11 protein-coding genes are annotated in these 17,964 nt (G+C 71.9%); 7 read left to right on the plus strand and 4 right to left on the minus strand.

What is annotated here, in order from left to right; all coding sequences use genetic code 11:
• Window positions 1–107: 107 nt before the first annotated feature.
• Complete coding sequence (locus CHB94_RS08255) at window positions 108–893, minus strand: enoyl-CoA hydratase/isomerase family protein (protein WP_089336095.1); 786 nt, start codon at window positions 891–893, stop codon at window positions 108–110.
• A gap of 172 nt (window positions 894–1,065) precedes the next feature.
• Window positions 1,066–1,878 carry an ABC transporter ATP-binding protein gene (locus tag CHB94_RS08260; protein ID WP_089336096.1) on the minus strand — a complete coding sequence of 271 codons (813 nt, stop codon included), beginning with the start codon at window positions 1,876–1,878 and terminating at the stop codon, window positions 1,066–1,068.
• A 62-nt stretch (window positions 1,879–1,940) separates the two neighbouring features.
• Between CHB94_RS08260 and glgX the strand changes: the two genes are divergently transcribed.
• Window positions 1,941–4,115, plus strand: coding sequence for a glycogen debranching protein GlgX (glgX, locus tag CHB94_RS08265; protein ID WP_089336097.1), 2,175 nt, complete (start codon window positions 1,941–1,943; stop codon window positions 4,113–4,115).
• Window positions 4,115–4,267 (plus strand): hypothetical protein, encoded by a 153-nt coding sequence (locus tag CHB94_RS25060; RefSeq protein WP_176445468.1) that lies wholly within the window; start codon window positions 4,115–4,117, stop codon window positions 4,265–4,267. Before glgX ends, CHB94_RS25060 begins: the two co-directional genes overlap by 1 nt.
• Before the next feature lie 65 nt (window positions 4,268–4,332).
• Here CHB94_RS25060 and CHB94_RS08270 read toward each other — a convergent pair whose 3' ends face one another.
• A complete protein-coding gene (locus CHB94_RS08270) occupies window positions 4,333–5,295 on the minus strand; it encodes an FHA domain-containing protein (RefSeq protein ID WP_089336098.1) in 963 nt (320 codons plus the stop codon).
• Between the two features lie 122 nt (window positions 5,296–5,417).
• Window positions 5,418–7,967, minus strand: a complete 2,550-nt coding sequence (glgP, locus tag CHB94_RS08275; protein ID WP_089336099.1) for an alpha-glucan family phosphorylase — start codon at window positions 7,965–7,967, stop codon at window positions 5,418–5,420.
• A gap of 160 nt (window positions 7,968–8,127) precedes the next feature.
• Between glgP and CHB94_RS08280 the strand changes: the two genes are divergently transcribed.
• The 5 genes from CHB94_RS08280 (at window position 8,128) to CHB94_RS08300 (ending at window position 17,937) form a co-directional block, all read left to right on the plus strand.
• Window positions 8,128–10,161 carry an alpha-1,4-glucan--maltose-1-phosphate maltosyltransferase gene (locus tag CHB94_RS08280; RefSeq protein ID WP_089336100.1) on the plus strand — a complete coding sequence of 678 codons (2,034 nt, stop codon included), beginning with the start codon at window positions 8,128–8,130 and terminating at the stop codon, window positions 10,159–10,161.
• Window positions 10,162–10,294: 133 nt separating this feature from the next.
• Window positions 10,295–12,151, plus strand: coding sequence for a maltose alpha-D-glucosyltransferase (gene treS / locus CHB94_RS08285; RefSeq protein ID WP_254920497.1), 1,857 nt, complete (start codon window positions 10,295–10,297; stop codon window positions 12,149–12,151).
• A complete protein-coding gene (locus CHB94_RS08290; RefSeq protein WP_089336101.1) occupies window positions 12,151–13,521 on the plus strand; it encodes a maltokinase N-terminal cap-like domain-containing protein in 1,371 nt (456 codons plus the stop codon). The genes treS and CHB94_RS08290 overlap by 1 nt, the downstream gene beginning before the upstream one ends.
• Window positions 13,522–13,568: 47 nt before the next feature.
• Window positions 13,569–16,400 carry a 1,4-alpha-glucan branching protein GlgB gene (gene glgB / locus CHB94_RS08295; protein WP_089336102.1) on the plus strand — a complete coding sequence of 944 codons (2,832 nt, stop codon included), beginning with the start codon at window positions 13,569–13,571 and terminating at the stop codon, window positions 16,398–16,400.
• A gap of 145 nt (window positions 16,401–16,545) precedes the next feature.
• The gene (locus CHB94_RS08300) at window positions 16,546–17,937 is read left to right on the plus strand and encodes a neutral zinc metallopeptidase (protein WP_089336103.1); all 1,392 of its coding nucleotides are present in this window, start codon (window positions 16,546–16,548) and stop codon (window positions 17,935–17,937) included.
• Window positions 17,938–17,964: the final 27 nt, after the last annotated feature.

Raw genomic sequence — 17,964 nt, forward strand, 5'->3', positions numbered from 1 at the left:
GTGCCGCGCACCCAGCGCCCCGCTGACGCCCGGCGATCCGGCATCGCGATTGTCACCGACCGGGCGCGTTCAGGGGCGGTGACGGCACACGAACGTGAGACGAACGCTCAGCGGCCGCTGAACTGGGCCTTCCCCGGACCGTTCTCCAGGAACGAGGTCATGCCGGTCTTCTGGTCCTCGGTGTCGAACAGCTCGGCGAACAGCCGGCTCTCCAGTGCCAGCCCCTCGTCGAGGGTGCTGTCGAGCCCCTCGTCGATGGCCCGCTTGGCGGCGGCGAGGGCCAGCGGCGGCCCGGCAGCGAACTTGCGCGCCATGGCCACCGCGGTGGCGTACACCTCGTCGTCGGGGACGACCGCGTCAGCGAGGCCGATCTCCAGCGCCTCCTGGGCACCCACGTGCCGGCCGGTGAACACCAGGTCCTTGGCCTTGGCCGGTCCGACCAGCCGGGCCAGCCGCTGGGTCCCTCCGGCACCCGGGATGACCCCGAGCAGGATCTCGGGCTGCCCGATCTTCGCGGAGGCGCCGAGCAGCCGGAAGTCGGCACACAGGGCGAGCTCGTAGCCGCCGCCGAGGGCGTAGCCGGTGATCGCGGCGATGACCGGCTTCGGGATGTGGGCGACCGTCCGGAAGGAGCTCTGCAGTTCCCGTCCCCAGGCCGTCATGCCGCTCCCGTCCAGCTGCGACATCGCCTTGATGTCGGCCCCGGCGGCGAAGACCCGTTCGCCGCCGTAGAGGACGACGGCCCGGACCTCGGCGCGCTCGGAGGCCTCGATGGCCGCGGCCCGCACCTCCTGGTGCAGCTGCTCGTCGATCGCGTTCATCTTCGGCCGGTCGAGGCGGATCGTGCCCACCCCGTCGTCCACCTGCAGGGTCACGAACTCGGGCGCTGCCATGTGCGGTCCTCCGGGAGCCGGGGTCTGTCTTCCTGCGTGCTCGCCCGAACCCTAGCCAGCGCCGCGTGCCGCGGCCGGGTGGTCAGACCGCCCGGATGCGCACGAGCACGGCCGGCCCCTTCCTGGGCACCGCCCCGACCGGGCGAGGGGTGGGGAGGAAGGGGCCCTTCTCCTACACCGCCCGGCGGGCGGTGAAGCGGCCGTCGGTGCGGGTCAGGGACAGCGACAGGCCGAACGTCTCCGACAGCGCCTCGGCGGTGAGCACGTCGTCGGCCGCGCCGGAGGCCACCACCTCGCCGTCCCGGAGCAACAGCGCGTGGGTGTACCCGGGCGGGATCTCCTCGACGTGATGGGTGACCAGGACCTGGGCCGGCGCGTAGTGGTACTTCGCGAGGTCCGACAGCCGGGCCACGAGGTCCTCCCGGCCGGCGAGGTCCAGGCCCGCGCCGGGCTCGTCGAGCAGCAGCAGCTCCGGGTCGGGCATGAGGGCACGGGCGATCTGGGTGCGCTTGCGCTCCCCCTCGCTGAGCGTGCCGAAGGGGCGATGCGCGTACTCGGCGATGCCCCACTGCTGCATGAGCATCCCGGCACGGGTGAGGTCGTGGACGTCGTAGCGCTCCCGCCACCGGCCCACCACGGCGTAGCCGGCGGAGACCACGATGTCGCCGGTCTTCTCCGACGGCGTGATGCGCTGAGCCAGCGCGGCGCTGGTGAGCCCGATCCGCGGGCGCAGCTCGAAGACGTCGACCGCGCCGAGGGTCTCGCCGAGCAGCCGGACCTCGCCGCGGGTGGGGTGCATCTGCGCGGCGGCGAGCTGCAGGAGGGTGGTCTTGCCCGCCCCGTTCGGGCCGAGGACCACCCACCGGTGCTCGGCCTCGACGGTCCAGTCGACGCCGCGGAGCAGATGGGTCTCCCCCCGCACGACGTCCACCCCGGTCATCCCGACGACCGCCTCAGCGACGGCTCTGCTCGACACGCCCCCCATCCAATCAACATCGACGCCCGTACCTGCGCACCCAGGGGCGTCGGAGTTGGCACGATCGCTCCATGACCGGACCAGGGACCGACCGCAGCGGGACCGAACGCACCGGCACCGAACGGGCCCGCGAGGTCCTGCCGGGTCGCCCGACGCCGCTCGGCGCCGTCTGGGACGGCACGGGAACCAACTTCGCGCTGTGGTCGGCGGGGGCGCAGGCGGTCGACCTCTGCCTCTTCGACGACGACGGCACCGAGCACCGCCACCGGCTCGAGGAGACCACCCACCAGGTCTGGCACGGCCGCCTCGCCGGTGTCGGCCCGGGACAGCGCTACGGCTACCGGGTCCACGGCCCGTACGACCCCGCCGCGGGGCTCCGGCACAACCCGGCCAAGCTGCTGCTCGATCCCTACACCCGCGCGGTCGACGGCGGCCTGACGCTGCACCCCTCGCTGTTCGGCTACGTGGGCGACGCCGTCGACGGCGGGGCCCGCGACGAGCAGGACTCCGCCCCGCACGTGCCGCGCGGCGTCATCGTCCACGACTTCTTCCCGTGGGACGGCGACCGCCCGCTGCGCACCTCCTGGTCGGACACCGTGATCTACGAGGTGCACGTCAAGGGCGCGACGGCACGGCACCCGGACGTGCCCCCGCACCTGCGCGGCACCTATGCGGGTCTGGCGCACCCGGCGTTCGTCGAGCACCTCCAGTCGCTGGGGGTGACCGCCGTCGAGCTGCTGCCGGTGCACCACTTCGTCAGCGAGCCGCACCTGCTGCGCCGGGGGCTGACCAACTACTGGGGGTACAACACCCTGGGTTACTTCGCGCCGCACGCCGCCTACAGCGCCTCCGGCAGCGGCGGCGGGCAGGTGCTCGAGTTCAAGACGATGGTCAAGGAACTGCACGCGGCCGGCATCGAGGTGATCCTCGACGTCGTCTACAACCACACCGCCGAGGGCGACCACACCGGACCGACCCTGTCGTTCAAGGGCATCGACAACCGGGGCTACTACCGCCTCGGTGGCGGCGACCCCGCCCGATACACCGACTACACCGGCTGCGGCAACACCCTCGACGTCCGCCGCCCGGCCGTCCTCGGCCTGCTCATGGACTCGCTGCGCTACTGGGTGACGGAGATGCACGTCGACGGCTTCCGGTTCGACCTCGCCTCCGCGCTGGCCCGGTCGATGCACGACGTCGACCGGCTCTCCGCCTTCTTCGACGTCGTCCACCAGGACCCGGTGGTCAGCAACGTCAAGCTGATCGCCGAGCCGTGGGACGTCGGACCGGGCGGCTACCAGGTGGGCAACTTCCCGCCGCCGTGGACGGAGTGGAACGGCAAGTACCGGGACACCGTGCGCGATGTCTGGTCCGGCGCGCACGTCGGCATCCGCGACCTGGCGTACCGGCTCACCGGCTCCTCCGACCTGTACCGGTCCGACGGCCGGCGACCGTTCGCCAGCATCAACTTCGTGACCGCCCACGACGGGTTCACCCTCGCCGACCTGGTGACCTACGAGCACAAGCGCAACGAGGCCAACGGCGAGGGCAACCGGGACGGCGAGAGCCACAACCGGAACTGGAACTGCGGGGTGGAGGGGCCCAGCGACGACCCGGAGGTGCAGTCGCTGCGCGCCCGTCAGGTGCGCAACCACCTGGCCACGCTGCTGCTCTCGACCGGCGTGCCGATGCTGACCGCCGGCGACGAGCTGGGCCGCACGCAGCAGGGCAACAACAACGCCTACTGCCAGGACAACGAGCTCTCCTGGCTGGACTGGAAGGCCGTCGACGAGGACCTGCGGGCCTTCGTCGCGCGGCTGGTGGGGCTCCGGCGATCCTCCCCCGTCCTCCGGCAGCAGGCCTTTTTCGAGGGGCACGAGATCCCGGGCGCCGGGGGCACCCGGGACCTGGCGTGGTTCGCCTCCGACGGCGGGCAGCTGTCCACCCAGGACTGGTTCGACACCGGGCTCCGGACCGTCGGCATGTACCTCGACGGGCGCGGCATCCGGCAGCGCGATGCGCACGGCCGGCCGGTGGTCGACGACTCCTACCTCGTGCAGCTGCACGCCGGGCCCGACCCCGTCACGGTGACGCTGCCGGGCCCGCCTTGGGCCGACGGCTACGAGCTCGTCGTCTCGACCGAGTACCCGACCGGGGAGCCCCCGAAGTTCACCGCGGTGGGGCCGGGCCCGATCGAGCTCCCCGGCCGCACCGTCTGGGCGCTGCGCGTCCTCCGGAGGCCGTGATGCGGCGGAGCCGCCGTCGCGCCGAGTGGGGCCTGGAGGGTTCCGCGCAGGCGCGGCTCAACGGCTCCGCCCACCGGGGACGGCAGCTGGCCGCGGTGCGGCGGAGCCGCCGTCGCGCCGAGTGGGGCCTGGAGGGTTCCGCGCAGGCGTGACTCAACGGCTCCGCCCGCCGGGGACGGCAGCTGGCCGCGGTGCGATCCGGAGGATCGCGATGTGCTCAGTCCTGGGGCTGTTCGAAGGTGATGACCGTCCAGCCGAGCAGCAGACGGTCGCCGTCGGACAGCGGGTGGGCCACACCGGGCTCGAGCTGGGTCCACTCGGTCGCCTCCGGCCCGGCGACGTGGGTGCCGTTGAGCGAGCCCAGGTCGACCAGCGAGACCTCGCGGCCCGAGCGCTGCAGGGCGGCGTGCGCGGAGGAGAGCACGTTCTGGGTGTCGGCGATCGGCACGGGGCGGGCGCCGCCGCTGGTCACCATCTCGTGGTTGTCGGGACGGCGGCCGAGCACGATGTCCTCGTCCACGGTCACCACCATGCCGTCGTCGAAGCGGAGCAGCGGGGCGGGCGACTGCTCCGGGCGCCAGAAGGCGGTCTGCTCACCGGACTCCGGCGCATCGGTCGTCCGGCCGGCACCGGAGCCGAAGCCGGCGTCCGAGCCGGCGGTGAACGACGACGGGGCGGCGGTGGCCGGCGGCACGGCCGACGAGGACGACGGCGCGTGGGCGGCCAGCTGCAGCATCGCGCCGGATCCGGGCACGGTGCCCTCGACGAGGTCGAAGGCCACCCCCGGGGGCATCTGCGGCGCCGCCTGGCCGGGACCGACGTACAGGGCCTGGCCGAGCTGGAAGCCGGAGGCGAGCGTGCCGCCCTCGACCGTCGAGCCGGAGACCGGGACGCCGTCGACGGCCGGCTGGCCCTTGCCCGACCAGAGGGCGACACCGGTGCCGGTGCCCCCCGTCGTGTCGGCGAGGACGAGGGCGAAGGACACCTCCCCGTGGGCGAGCGAACTCACCTGGCCGGCGACAGCGGCGAGCACGCGGTCGGCGCCGGGACCCGACACACCCAGGCAGGCGTGGAGGGCCGCGACGAGCGCGGGCGAGCCGGGAGCGTCGACCCACAGCAGTCCGCCGCCGCGGCGGGCGACGACAGAGTCTCCGGGGAGGACTTCACAGCGGTCAGGCATGGCCTCCAGCCTAGTGATCGACGGGCGGTCTGGCTGACCGCACGCCACCGCCACGCCGGGCGTTCACCACGTCACACGTGGCGCATGGGACACCTGGGCGTCGAGTTGCACGAGAGGCGGGGTCATGCGCTGCTGACGACCCCGAGCTCGGCCGGATCGGCCATGCGCTCGGAGTGCGGAAGGACGCGCACCGTGTACCCGAAGGCTCCCGTCCGCTCCAGCGGCACAGTAGCGGCGAACCAGTGCCGGGAGCCGTCGGTGTGCTCGTGCGTCATGGGCACGCTGGTGACGTCGTGCAGCCCGTCGGCGTCGTCCACGCGGCCGTAGGCGGCCTGGACCTCGACGTCGGCCGGGGTCAGACCGGGCAGCTCCACCTCCGCACGCAGGGCCAGGGTCGATCCGATCTCGGGGGTGTCCCCCGCACCGGTCGCCTCCACGTGGGCCACGCGGACGGCCTGCCAGTTGGACAGCAGGTGCGACCGCCAGGCAGCCTCCTCCCGGGCCGGCGCGTAGCCGTCGCCGGCCATGACCCGTGCCGAGGCGGCGGCCGGCACGTACAGCGCCTGGACGTAGTCGCGCACCATGCGGGTCGCCAGCACCTTGGGCCCGGTCTCCCGCAGCGTGTGCCGCACCATCTCCACCCAGCGCCCCGGGACGCCGTCGCGGTCGCGCTCGTAGAACCGCGGCTGGACCTGGTTCTCGATCAGCTCGTAGATGGCCCGCGCCTCGACCTCGTCCCGCCGGTCCGCGTCGCTCACACCGTCGGCGGTCGGGATCGCCCAGCCGTTCTGACCGTCGAACCACTCGTCCCACCACCCGTCGCGGATCGAGAGGTTCAGCCCGCCGTTGAGCGCCGCCTTCATGCCCGAGGTGCCGCACGCCTCCAGCGGCCGCAGCGGGTTGTTCAGCCAGACGTCGCAGCCCCAGTACAGATAGCGGGCCATCCCGATGTCGTAACCGGGCAGGAAGGCGATCCGGTGCCGGATCTCCGGGTCGTCGGCGAACTCCACCATCTGCTGGATGAGCTTCTTGCCGCCGTCGTCCGCGGGGTGGCTCTTACCGGCGATCACCAGCTGGATCGGCCGCTCGGGGTCCAGTAGGAGCGCCTTGAGCCGCTCGGGGTCACGCAGCATCAGGGTCAGCCGCTTGTAGGAGGGCACCCGGCGGGCGAAGCCGATCGTCAGGACGTCGGGGTCGAAGGCGGTCTCGGTCCAGCCGACCTCGGCCTCGGTCGCCCCCCGGGACAGCGCGGTGTCCCGCAGCCGGCGACGCACCTCGTCGACCAGCCGACCGCGCAGCGCCCGCCGCACGCTCCACAGGACGTCGGCCGGGATCTTGTCCACGCCGTCGAAGTGGACGGGCCCGTCAACCGCGACCGGGTCGCCCTGGGTGGACGTCTGGGTGCCCATCTCGACCAGCTCGCGGGCGGTCCAGGTGGGCGCGTGCACGCCGTTGGTGATGGAGCCGATCGGCACGTCGCTCTCGTCGAAGCCGGGCCAGAGGCCGCTGAACATCCCCCGGCTGACGTGGCCGTGCAACCGGCTGACGCCGTTGGCCCGCTGGCCCAGGCGCAGGCCCATGTGGGCCATGTTGAACTTCGCCGGGTCCTCCTCGGCGCCCAGCACGAGCAGGTCGTGCATGGGCACCCCGAATCCCGCGAAGTAGCGCTCGATCAGCGCCTTCGGGAACCGGTCGATGCCGGCCGGGACCGGCGTGTGCGTGGTGAACACCGTGCCGGCACGGACCGCCTGCAGCGCCTCGGGGAACGACAGCGAGTGCGCCTCGGTCAGCTCGCGGATGCGCTCGATGCCCTGGAAGCCGGCATGGCCCTCGTTGGCATGGAAGACCTCGGGCATCGGGGTGCCGGTGAACCCGCAGTACGTGCGCAGGGCCCTGACACCACCGATCCCCAGGAGCATCTCCTGGCGGAGGCGGTGGTCCTCGTCGCCGCCGTAGAGGCGGTCGGTGACCAGCCGCTCGGCGGGGGCGTTCTCCTCGATGTCGCTGTCGAGCAGCAGCAGCGACACCCGTCCGACCTGCGCCCGCCAGACGTGGGCGTGCAGGGTGCGGCCCTCGGGCAGCGGCACGGTGATGACGGCGGCCGATCCGTCGGGCCCGCGCAGCAGCTTCACCGGCAGGCCGTGCGGGTCCATCGAGGGGTAGTGCTCCAGCTGCCACCCGTCGGCCGACAGCCCCTGCGCGAAGTAGCCGGCGCGGTACAGGAGCCCGACGCCGATCAGCGGGACCCCCAGGTCGGAGGCGGCCTTCAGGTGGTCCCCGGCCAGGATGCCGAGGCCACCGGAGTACTGCGGCAGCACCTCCGTGATGCCGAACTCGGCGGAGAAGTACGCGATGCTCGCCGGCGCCTCGGTCCCCAGGGACTGGTACCAGCGGGGCGTGGTCAGGTACTCCTCCAGGTCGTCGACGGCGTCCTGGAGACGACGGACGAACCGGCGGTCCTTGGCCAGCTGGGCCAGCCGCTCGGCCGACACCTCGCCGAGCGTCTTGACGGGGTCGCCGCCGCACTTCTGCCACAGCGCCGGGTCGAGGGCCTCGAACAGGTCGCGCGTCTCCGCATGCCAGGACCACCGGAGATTCATCACGAGCTGGGACAGGGGCGCCAGGGCCTCGGGCAATGCCGCGCGGACGGTGAACCGACGAAGAGCTCGCACCGGCCGAGACTAACCAGCCGGCGGCCCGGCGACAGGGACCTGACGGATTCCTCCGGCCCGACCCCTTCCGCCCCCACGACCGCCCCGGACGGGTCAGGCGGGCGGGGCGTGATCACAGCCGAGGTGCTCGTGGTGCGGGACCTCGATAGCGTGGGCGGCGATGACTGGCCGCCCTGACCTCCGCCTCGGCATCTCCGATGTCTCCCCGCTCGTGTCCTGCGGGGCCTTCTCCGCCCGCGCCGTGGTCGGCGAACACGTGCCGATCACCGCCACCGTCTTCCGCGAGGGCCACGACGCCGTCGCCGCGAACGTCGTCTGGACGGCGCCGGGCGAGGACGACTCGAAGAGCCCGTTCATCCGGATGGCGAAACTGCCGCCGGAGCCCGACCGGTGGCTGGCCACCGTCGTCCCCGACCGGGAGGGCCTCTGGTCGTACTGCATCGAGGCGTGGAGCGACCCGCTCTCGACCTGGCACCACGCCGTCGAGGTGAAGGTCGCGGCCGGGCAGGGCCCGGAGGAGCTCGCCAACGACCTCGAGGAGGGCGCCCGGTTGCTCGACCGCGTCGCCGCCGACGCCGACGACGAGCGCCGCGGCCAGGTCGAGGCAGCCGCCGCCGCGCTGCGCGACAGCTCGATGGAGCTGACCGCCCGGATCGCCCCCGCCTTCGCCTCCTCCCTGCAGGCCTACCTGCACGACCACCCGGTGCGCGAGCTGGTCACCCGCTCGCCCCGGTACGAGGTCTACGTCGACCGGCCGACCGCGCTCTACGGCTCCTGGTACGAGTTCTTCCCCCGCTCGGAGGGCCCGGTCGTCGGCGGCAGGAAGACCCACGGCACGTTCGCCCTCGCCCAGGACCGGCTGCCCGCCATCGCGGACATGGGCTTCGACGTCGTCTACCTGCCGCCGATCCACCCGATCGGCACGGTCAATCGCAAGGGCCCGAACTCGCCGCAGTTCCCGGGCGGCAATCCCCACGAGATCGGGCCGGACGACGTCGGCTCACCGTGGGCCATCGGCAGCGCCGAGGGCGGCCACGACGCCGTCCATCCGCAGCTGGGCACGATGGACGACTTCAGGGCCTTCGTCGCGCGCACCCGGGAACTCGGCATGGAGGTGGCGCTGGACTTCGCGCTGCAGGCCGCGCCCGACCACCCCTGGGTCGAGGAGCACCCGGAGTGGTTCACCACCAAGCCCGACGGCACGATCGCCTACGCGGAGAACCCGCCGAAGAAGTACCAGGACATCTACCCGATCAACTTCGACAACGACCCCGAGGGCATCTACGCCGAGTGCCTACGGGTGATCCGGGTCTGGATCGAGGCCGGGGTCAAGATCTTCCGCGTCGACAACCCGCACACCAAGCCGCTGAACTTCTGGCACTGGCTGATCTGGGAGGTCAAGAAGACCGACCCCGACGTGCTGTTCCTCGCCGAGGCGTTCACCCGGCCGGCGATGATGCACCAGCTGGCCCGGCTCGGGTTCACGCAGTCCTACACCTACTTCACCTGGCGCACCGCGCGCGGCGAGCTGGAGGAGTACGGCCGGGAGCTGGCCGAGAACTGCCACTACATGCGGCCGAACTTCTTCGTGAACACCCCGGACATCCTGCACGAGTCGCTGCAGTTCGGCGGTCCGCCGATGTTCAAGATCCGCGCCGCGCTGGCCTCGATGATGAGCCCGACCTGGGGGGTCTACTCCGGCTTCGAGCTCTTCGAGCACGTGGCGGTGCGGCCCGGCAGTGAGGAGTACCTCGACAGCGAGAAGTACCAGTTGCGGCCACGCGACTGGGCTGCCGCCGAGGCCTCCGGGCGCAGCCTCGCGCCCTACCTGCGCAAGCTCAACGAGATCCGGCGGGCGCATCCCGCCCTCCAGCAGCTCCGCACGCTGCACTTCCACCCCGTCGACAACCCGAATCTGATCTGCTTCTCCAAGACCGACCCGGGGTCGCAGGACGCCGTCATCGTGGTGGTCAACCTGTCCAGTCACCACACCCAGATCGGGACGACGGCGCTGGACCTGCCGGTGCTCGGCCTGGACTGGCACGAGCGGTTCGGCGTCACCGACGAGCTCACCGGGGCCAGCTACGACTGGGGCCAGTTCAACTACGTGGAGCTGGACCCCTACCGGGAGCCGGCCCACGTCTTCGCGGTCACCCTCCCGCGGCCGGTGCGGTTCCCGCCGCCGGTCTCATGAGAAGGAACTCCCCTGAGCAAGGCCCCCCGCCCCCACGGCCCCGCGCCGAGGCTCGCCGCGAGCCTGGGCGCGGTGAGGAGGACGGGGTCCTTCTACTCCCACCCGCTATCTCGATCGAGGTCTGTCTCCGCCGATGACCGTTCCCGTCCCCGACTTCCCTGACAGCCGCTCCGCCCTGCCGCCGCCCGGTTCGGACCCGGAGTGGTACAAGCGCGCCCTCTTCTACGAGGTCCTCGTCCGGGGCTTCGCCGACAGCAACGCCGACGGCGTCGGCGACATCCGCGGCATGATCGACAAGCTGGACTACCTGCAGTGGCTCGGCGTCGACTGCCTGTGGCTGCCGCCGTTCTTCGCCTCTCCCCTGCGGGACGGCGGGTACGACGTCAGCGACTACACCGCTGTCCTCCCGGAGTTCGGTGACATCGAGGACTTCCGGGACTTCCTCACCGAGGCGCACGCCCGCGGCATGCGCGTGATCATCGACTTCGTCATGAACCACACCTCGGACCAGCACCCCTGGTTCCAGGCCAGCCGCAGCGACCCCGAGGGCCCCTACGGCGACTTCTACGTCTGGGCCGACGACGACTCCGGGTACGCCGACGCCCGGATCATCTTCGTCGACACCGAGAGCTCGAACTGGACCTTCGACCCGGTCCGCAAGCAGTACTTCTGGCACCGCTTCTTCTCCCACCAGCCGGACCTCAACTTCGAGAACCCGCGGGTGCAGGAAGCGATCATCGACGCCCTGCGCTTCTGGCTGGACCTCGGCATCGACGGCTTCCGGCTCGACGCCGTGCCCTACCTCTTCGAGGAGGAGGGCACCAACTGCGAGAACCTGCCGCGGACCCACGAGTTCCTCAAGCAGGTGCGCAAGGTGGTCGACGCGGACTACCCCGACCGGGTGCTGCTGTGCGAGGCCAATCAGTGGCCGGCCGACGTCGTGGAGTACTTCGGCGAGAACGGCGACGAGTGCCAGATGGCCTTCCACTTCCCGGTCATGCCGCGCCTGTTCATGGCCGTGCGCCGGGAGCAGCGGTTCCCGATCTCGGAGATCATGGCGCAGACGCCGGACATCCCCGACAACTGCCAGTGGGGCGTCTTCCTCCGCAACCACGACGAGCTGACCCTCGAGATGGTCACCGACGAGGAACGCGACTACATGTGGGACGAGTACGCCAAGGACCCCCGCATGAAGGCCAACATCGGCATCCGCCGGCGCCTGGCCCCGCTGCTCGACAACGACATCGACACCCTCGAGCTGTTCAACGCCCTGCTCCTGTCGCTGCCCGGGTCGCCGGTCCTCTACTACGGCGACGAGATCGGCATGGGCGACAACATCTGGCTCGGTGACCGCGACGGCGTGCGGACGCCGATGCAGTGGACGCCGGACCGCAACGGCGGGTTCTCCACCGCCGACCCGCAGCGGATGTACCTGCCGCTGAACCAGGACCCGGTCTACGGCTACCAGGTCACCAACGTCGAGTCGCAGCTGCGCAACACGACGTCGCTGCTGCACTGGATCCGCCAGATGATCAAGGTGCGGGCCCAGCACCCGACCTTCGGTCTCGGCAGCTACGAGGAGATCGGCTCGCGCAACCCCACCGTGCTCTCCTTCGTGCGCGAGTTCGGCGACGACGTCGTGCTGTGCGTGAACAACCTGTCCCGCTTCCCCCAGCCGGTGGAGCTGGACCTGCGCCGGTTCGAGGGCTACACGCCCGTCGAGCTCACCGGCCGGGTGGAGTTCCCGCAGATCGGCGTCCTGCCCTACATGCTCACCCTCGCCGGCCACGGCTTCTACTGGTTCGAGCTGTCCAAGCCGGTGCCGCCCGTCACGGACGAGCACGAGGACTGGGAGAGCGCCACCGGCTCCAGCGCGGTCGCCGACTCCCTGCTGGCCGCCGGCGTGGTGAGCGCGGCCGAGGAGATCCCGGGCGACAGCGACACCCGGACCGGCGACGACGCCCCGCTCGACCGCTCAGGAGGAGCCTGATGACCACCGTGAGCGACCTGCTGCGCGACTGGATGCCGCACCAGCGATGGTTCGGGAGCAAGGGCAGGGAGTGGGCCGACGTCCAGGAGAGCGGCTTCTTCCTCGACCGCGGGACCCCCACCCTCTCGGTGCACCGGGTACGGGTGACCTACACCGACGGGCAGAGCGACACCTACCTCGTACCGCTGTCCTGGCGGGACCACATGGTGGAGGAGCTCTCCTCGGCCTTCATCGGCGCAGTGCCGCACGAGGGCCGGGAGGCCTACGCCTACGACGCTATGCGTGACCGGGAGGCCACCGTCCCGTGGCTCACCCACCTGGTGAACGCCTCGACGGTCGGGCCGATGCACTTCCACCCGGCCGGCGGCGCCTACATCCCCGAGGGGCTGCCCGGGGACATCGTCTCCGGCGAGCAGAGCAACACGTCGCTGATCTACGGGCAGGAGGCCATCCTCAAGCTGTTCCGGCGGCTCGAGCCCGGCCTCAACCCCGACGTCGAGATCCACGACGCGCTGCGCCGCACCGACAACGAGCACATCGCGCCGCTGCTCGGGCACATCGAGATCGACGACGCCGACCCGGCGAACCCTCCGGCCACCGTCGCCATGCTGCAGACCTTCGTGCCCAACGCCAGCGACGGCTGGCGGCTGGCCACCGCCAGCGTCCGCGACCTCTACGCCGAGGGGGACCTGCACGCCGACGAGGTGGGGGGCGACTTCGCCGCCGACAGCGAGCGGCTGGGCGCGGCGACCGCGTCGGTGCACGCCGACATGGCGAAGGTGCTGCCGACCGAGCCGGCCGACGAGGACTGGTACGGCACGGTCGCCGGTCAGATGACCGAGCGGCTGACCGCGGCGATCGAGGTCGTCCCCCCGCTGGCCGAGCACGCCGACGGGCTGCGCGCCCTGTACGCCGCCGTCGCCGAGAGCCGCGAGCCGGTCGTCCGGCAGCGGGTGCACGGGGACCTCCACCTGGGGCAGGTGCTCCGCACCGCGACCGGCTGGATCGTGCTGGACTTCGAGGGCGAGCCGGCCCGGCCGCTGGCCGCCCGCCGCCAGCTGGACAGCCCGCTGCGCGACGTGGCCGGCATGCTGCGCAGCTTCGACTACGCGGCTCGACACATGCTGGTCGAACAACCCGACGACCCGCAGCGCGCCTACCGCGCCCAGGAGTGGGCGACCCGTAACCGGGCGGCGTACTGCAGCGGCTACTCCGCCGCCAGCGGACTGGACCCGTGCGCCGAATCACCACTCCTTCGTGCGTTCGAGGCCGACAAGGCCGTTTACGAGTGCGTCTACGAGGCACGGAACCGTCCGCACTGGCTGATGATCCCGCTGAACTCACTGTCCCGGCTGACCGGCCGCGAGTGACGCACCCGCTCCCCGCACGACGACCGAGCCAAGAGGACGGCGAGACGATGAGGACCGACGACCGAGGCACCGCCCCCGGGACCACGCCGGTGGCCGACAAGGACGACCTCCAGCGTGCCGTGGACGAGAGGGTGGCAGCGGCCGAGGCCGCCGCGGGCAGCGAGCCCATCGTGAACGCGGCACCGGCCAAGAAGGCGACGAAGCGCGCCGCCGCCAAGAAGGCCCCCACCAAGACGGCGGCCGCCAAGAAGGCTCCGGCGGCGAAGAAGGCGCCGGCCGCGAAGGCGCCGGCCACGAAGGCGCCGGCCACGAAGCGGGCCGCGGCCAAGAAGGTGAACCCGGACCCGAGCACCGAGGACAATCCCGCCACGGCCAACCCGGTGGTCGCGCCCGCACCCATCGCGGAGCCGGGCGACCCGACGGGCGCGCCGGCCGAGCAGCCTGCACCGCCCTCCCCGGATCCGGCGGAGCCGAGCACGCCGCAGGCGCCCGGCGAGGGCGGCACTCCCGAGGGCGCACCGCGAGACGATCCCTCCGACGCGAGCACCGCCCCGGCGGAGACCCAGGCCGAGACCGGCCAGGCGGCTCCCTCCGGCGAGGTGCGCGAGGTCTCCGAGGACGAGCTGCGGGCGGTCGTCGAGGGCTGGTCCCACGATCCGCACGGTGTCCTGGGCACGCACCGGACCGGTGCCGGCTGGGTGGTGCGCACGCTGCGGCCGGACGCCGTCGCCGTCGCCGTCGTCGACGAGGACGGCACCCGCTACGCCGCGCGCCAGGTGCACGGCGGCGGCATCTACGAGGCGCAGCTGCCGGCGCAGCCCGGTGACTACCGGGTCGAGGTCGTCTACAGCGACGGCGAGGGCGGCCAGAACACCTCCACCGTCGACGATCCCTACCGCTGGCTGCCCACCCTCGGTGAGCTGGACCGCCACCTCATCCGCGAGGGCCGGCACGAGCGGCTCTGGGAGGTGCTGGGCGCCCATGTCCGCCGGTACGACACCCCCCGTGGAACGGTCGAGGGCGTCTCCTTCGCGGTGTGGGCGCCCAACGCCCGTGGCGTGAAGGTGACCGGCGACTTCGACTACTGGGAGGCCCGCGCCTACCCGATGCGGTCGCTGGGCTCGACCGGGGTCTGGGAGATCTTCATCCCGGGGGTGCAGGCCGGCAGCCGCTACCGCTTCCACGTCCTGGGAGCCGACGGCACATGGCGGGAGAAGGCCGACCCGCTGGCGTTCGCCACCGAGGTGCCCCCGCTCAACGCCTCGATCGTCACCGAGTCGACCTACGAGTGGGGCGACGACGCCTGGCTGGCCGACCGTGCCGCCACCGGCTGGCACGAGCGGCCGATGAGCGTCTACGAGGTGCACGCCGGGTCCTGGCGCCAGGGCCTGTCCTACCGCGAGTTGGCCGACGAGCTCATCGACTACGTGGTGGCGGCCGGGTTCACCCACATCGAGTTCATGCCCCTCGCCGAGCACCCCTTCGGGGGCTCGTGGGGCTACCAGGTCACCTCCTACTACGCCCCGACCTCGCGGTACGGCAGCCCCGACGACCTGCGCTACCTGATCGACCGCGCGCACCAGGCCGGTATCGGGGTCATCGTCGACTGGGTCCCCGCGCACTTCCCCAAGGACGAGTGGGCGCTGGCCCGCTTCGACGGCACCCCGCTGTACGAGCACGGCGACCCGCGCCGCGGCGAGCAGCTGGACTGGGGCACCTACGTCTTCGACTTCGGCCGGTCCGAGGTGCGCAACTTCCTGGTCGCCAACGCGCTGTACTGGGCCAAGGAGTTCCACGTCGACGGCATCCGGGTCGACGCGGTCGCCTCGATGCTCTACCTGGACTACTCCCGCTCGGAGTGGGCGCCCAACAAGTACGGCGGCCGGGAGAACCTCGAGGCGGTGGCGTTCCTGCAGGAGATGAACGCCACCGTCTACCGCGAGGTGCCGGGCGTGGTCACCATCGCCGAGGAGTCGACGGCGTGGCCCGGCGTCACCCGCCCCACCCACCTCGGCGGCCTGGGCTTCGGCTTCAAGTGGAACATGGGCTGGATGCACGACTCGCTGGCCTACGTGGAGAAGGAGCCGGTCCACCGGAGCTACCACCACGGCCAGCTCACGTTCTCGATGCACTACGCCTACTCCGAGAACTACGTGCTGCCGATCAGCCACGACGAGGTCGTGTACGGCAAGGGCTCGCTGCTCCGGAAGATGCCCGGGGACCGCTGGCAGCAGCTGGCCAACCTGCGGGCCTACCTCGCCTACATGTGGGCCCACCCCGGCAAGCAGCTGCTGTTCATGGGCTCGGAGTTCGCCCAGGACGCCGAGTGGGCCGAGAGCCGCTCCCTCGACTGGTGGCACCTGGAGGACCCGGCCCACCGCGGCATGCTGCAGCTGGTCACCGACCTCAACAGCCGCTACAAGGAACTCGACGCCCTGTGGTCGCTGGACGTCGACCCGGCCGGGTTCCAGTGGATCGACGCCAACGACGCCACCGGCAACGTGCTGTCGTTCCTGCGGTACGGGAAACCGGCCGAGGCGGGCGCCGGCCTCCCCCCAGCAGGTGGGCGCCCCGCTGGTGAGGACACCGCTCGGGACACCGTGGACGAGCCTGCGGCGGAGGAGCAGGCGGCGGCCGGCTCGGCCCTGGCGTGCGTGGTCAACTTCTCCGGCGCCGCCCACCACGGGTACCGGATCGGGCTGCCCCGTGCAGGGTTCTGGCGCGAGGTGCTGAACACCGACGCCGAGGGCTACGGAGGATCCGGGGTGGGCAACCTGGGCGGAGTGGAGGCGGTCGCGGAGCCGTGGCACGGCCAGCCGTACTCGGCGACCGTGGCCGCTCCCCCGCTGGCCACCGTCTGGTTCGTGCACGAGGGCTGAGCAGCGGGCAGCCCGCGGGGGCTCCGGTGCCGTCGGCGCGCCGGAGCGCCCCGCGGACCCACCGGACGGGGCATCCTGGGTCGGCTGCCGCTCGCGCCGGGTCGTCCCAGGAGGGCCTGGCTCGCCGGACGAGGGGGCGACCTGGATGACGCCGCTACTGCGCCGCGCCCTGTCCACCCTCGTCGTCGGTGTGCTGCTCTCCGGTTGTTCCGCCGACGTGGTCGTGGGCCGGGCCTCCCCCGGGCCCGGCGAACCGGTCGACGTCTCGGCCGAGGAGTTCCCGATCACCGGGGTCGGCGACGAGCCGATCGACCAGTTCGCGCGGAACGCGCTCGCCGACCTCGACACCTTCTGGGCGTCGGCCTATCCGGAGTTCTACGGGGAGGAGTACGTCCCGCTGGAGGGCGGCTACTTCTCCGTCGATTCCGAAGCCGTCGACGAGGACGCCTACCCCGAGACCGGCATCGGCTGCGAGGGCTCGCCCACCTCCCCCGACTCCGTGGCCGGCAACGCGTTCTACGACCCGGCCTGCGACCTCATCGCCTACGACCGGGACCTCCTGGAGGAACTCGCCGGGGAGTACGGGCGCTTCCTGGTGCCGGTCGTCATGGCCCACGAGTTCGGGCACGCTATGCAGGGCCGGTTCGGGTTCTCCGGGCGGGGGATCCAGGACGAGACCCAGGCCGACTGTCTCGCCGGGGCCTGGACCGGCTGGGTCGCCGCCGGAGAAGCCACGCACGTGTCCATCCGGACGCCGGAGCTCGACGACGTGGTCCGCGGGTTCCTCCTGCTCCGGGACGACGTCGGCAGCGACCCGGACGACACCCAGGCGCACGGCTCCTACTTCGACCGGGTGTCGGCCTTTTACGAGGGCTTCGACGGCGGGGTCGGGCCCTGCCGCGACGACTTCGGGGAGGACCGGCTGTTCACCGCTGCCGCGTTCACGGACGACCAGGAGTACGCCAGCCAGGGCAACGCCGAGTTCGACCTGATCCTCGAGTGGGTGGGGATCACCCTGCCGGAGTTCTGGTCGGAGGTGTTCCCGACGGCTTTCGGCACCGATTTCGAACCCCCGACGGTCGAGGGGTTCCAAGGCACGGCACCGGACTGTGCGGGCCTCGACGACCGCGACCTCGGGTACTGCCCGTCGAACTCCACCGTCTACATCGATGTGACGGATCTGGCCTCACCCGCGTACGAGGAGATCGGGGACTTCGCGCTCGCGACCGCGATGGCCCTGCCGTACAGCCTCGCGGTGCGCGATCAGGCGGGGCTGTCGATCGACGACGGGGCGGCCACCCGCTCGGCCGTCTGCCTGACCGGTTGGTACGAGGCCCAGTGGTACGACAACGCCTTCGTCGACGTCGTCGGCGGGAGCATCAGCCCCGGCGACGTCGACGAGGCCGTGCAGTTCCTGCTGACCTACGGCGTCGACGACCAGGTCTTCCCGAACCTCGACGCGTCGGGGTTCGAGCTCGTCGGGGCCTTCCGCACGGGCTTCCTCGAGGGCGGGGACGCCTGCGAGCTCAAGCGCTGAGAAGGACCCCGTCCCTCTCACTGTAAG

This window comes from Blastococcus mobilis (assembly GCF_900188025.1).
In the GTDB taxonomy this organism is placed as follows: Bacteria; Actinomycetota; Actinomycetes; order Mycobacteriales; family Geodermatophilaceae; genus Blastococcus_B; species Blastococcus_B mobilis.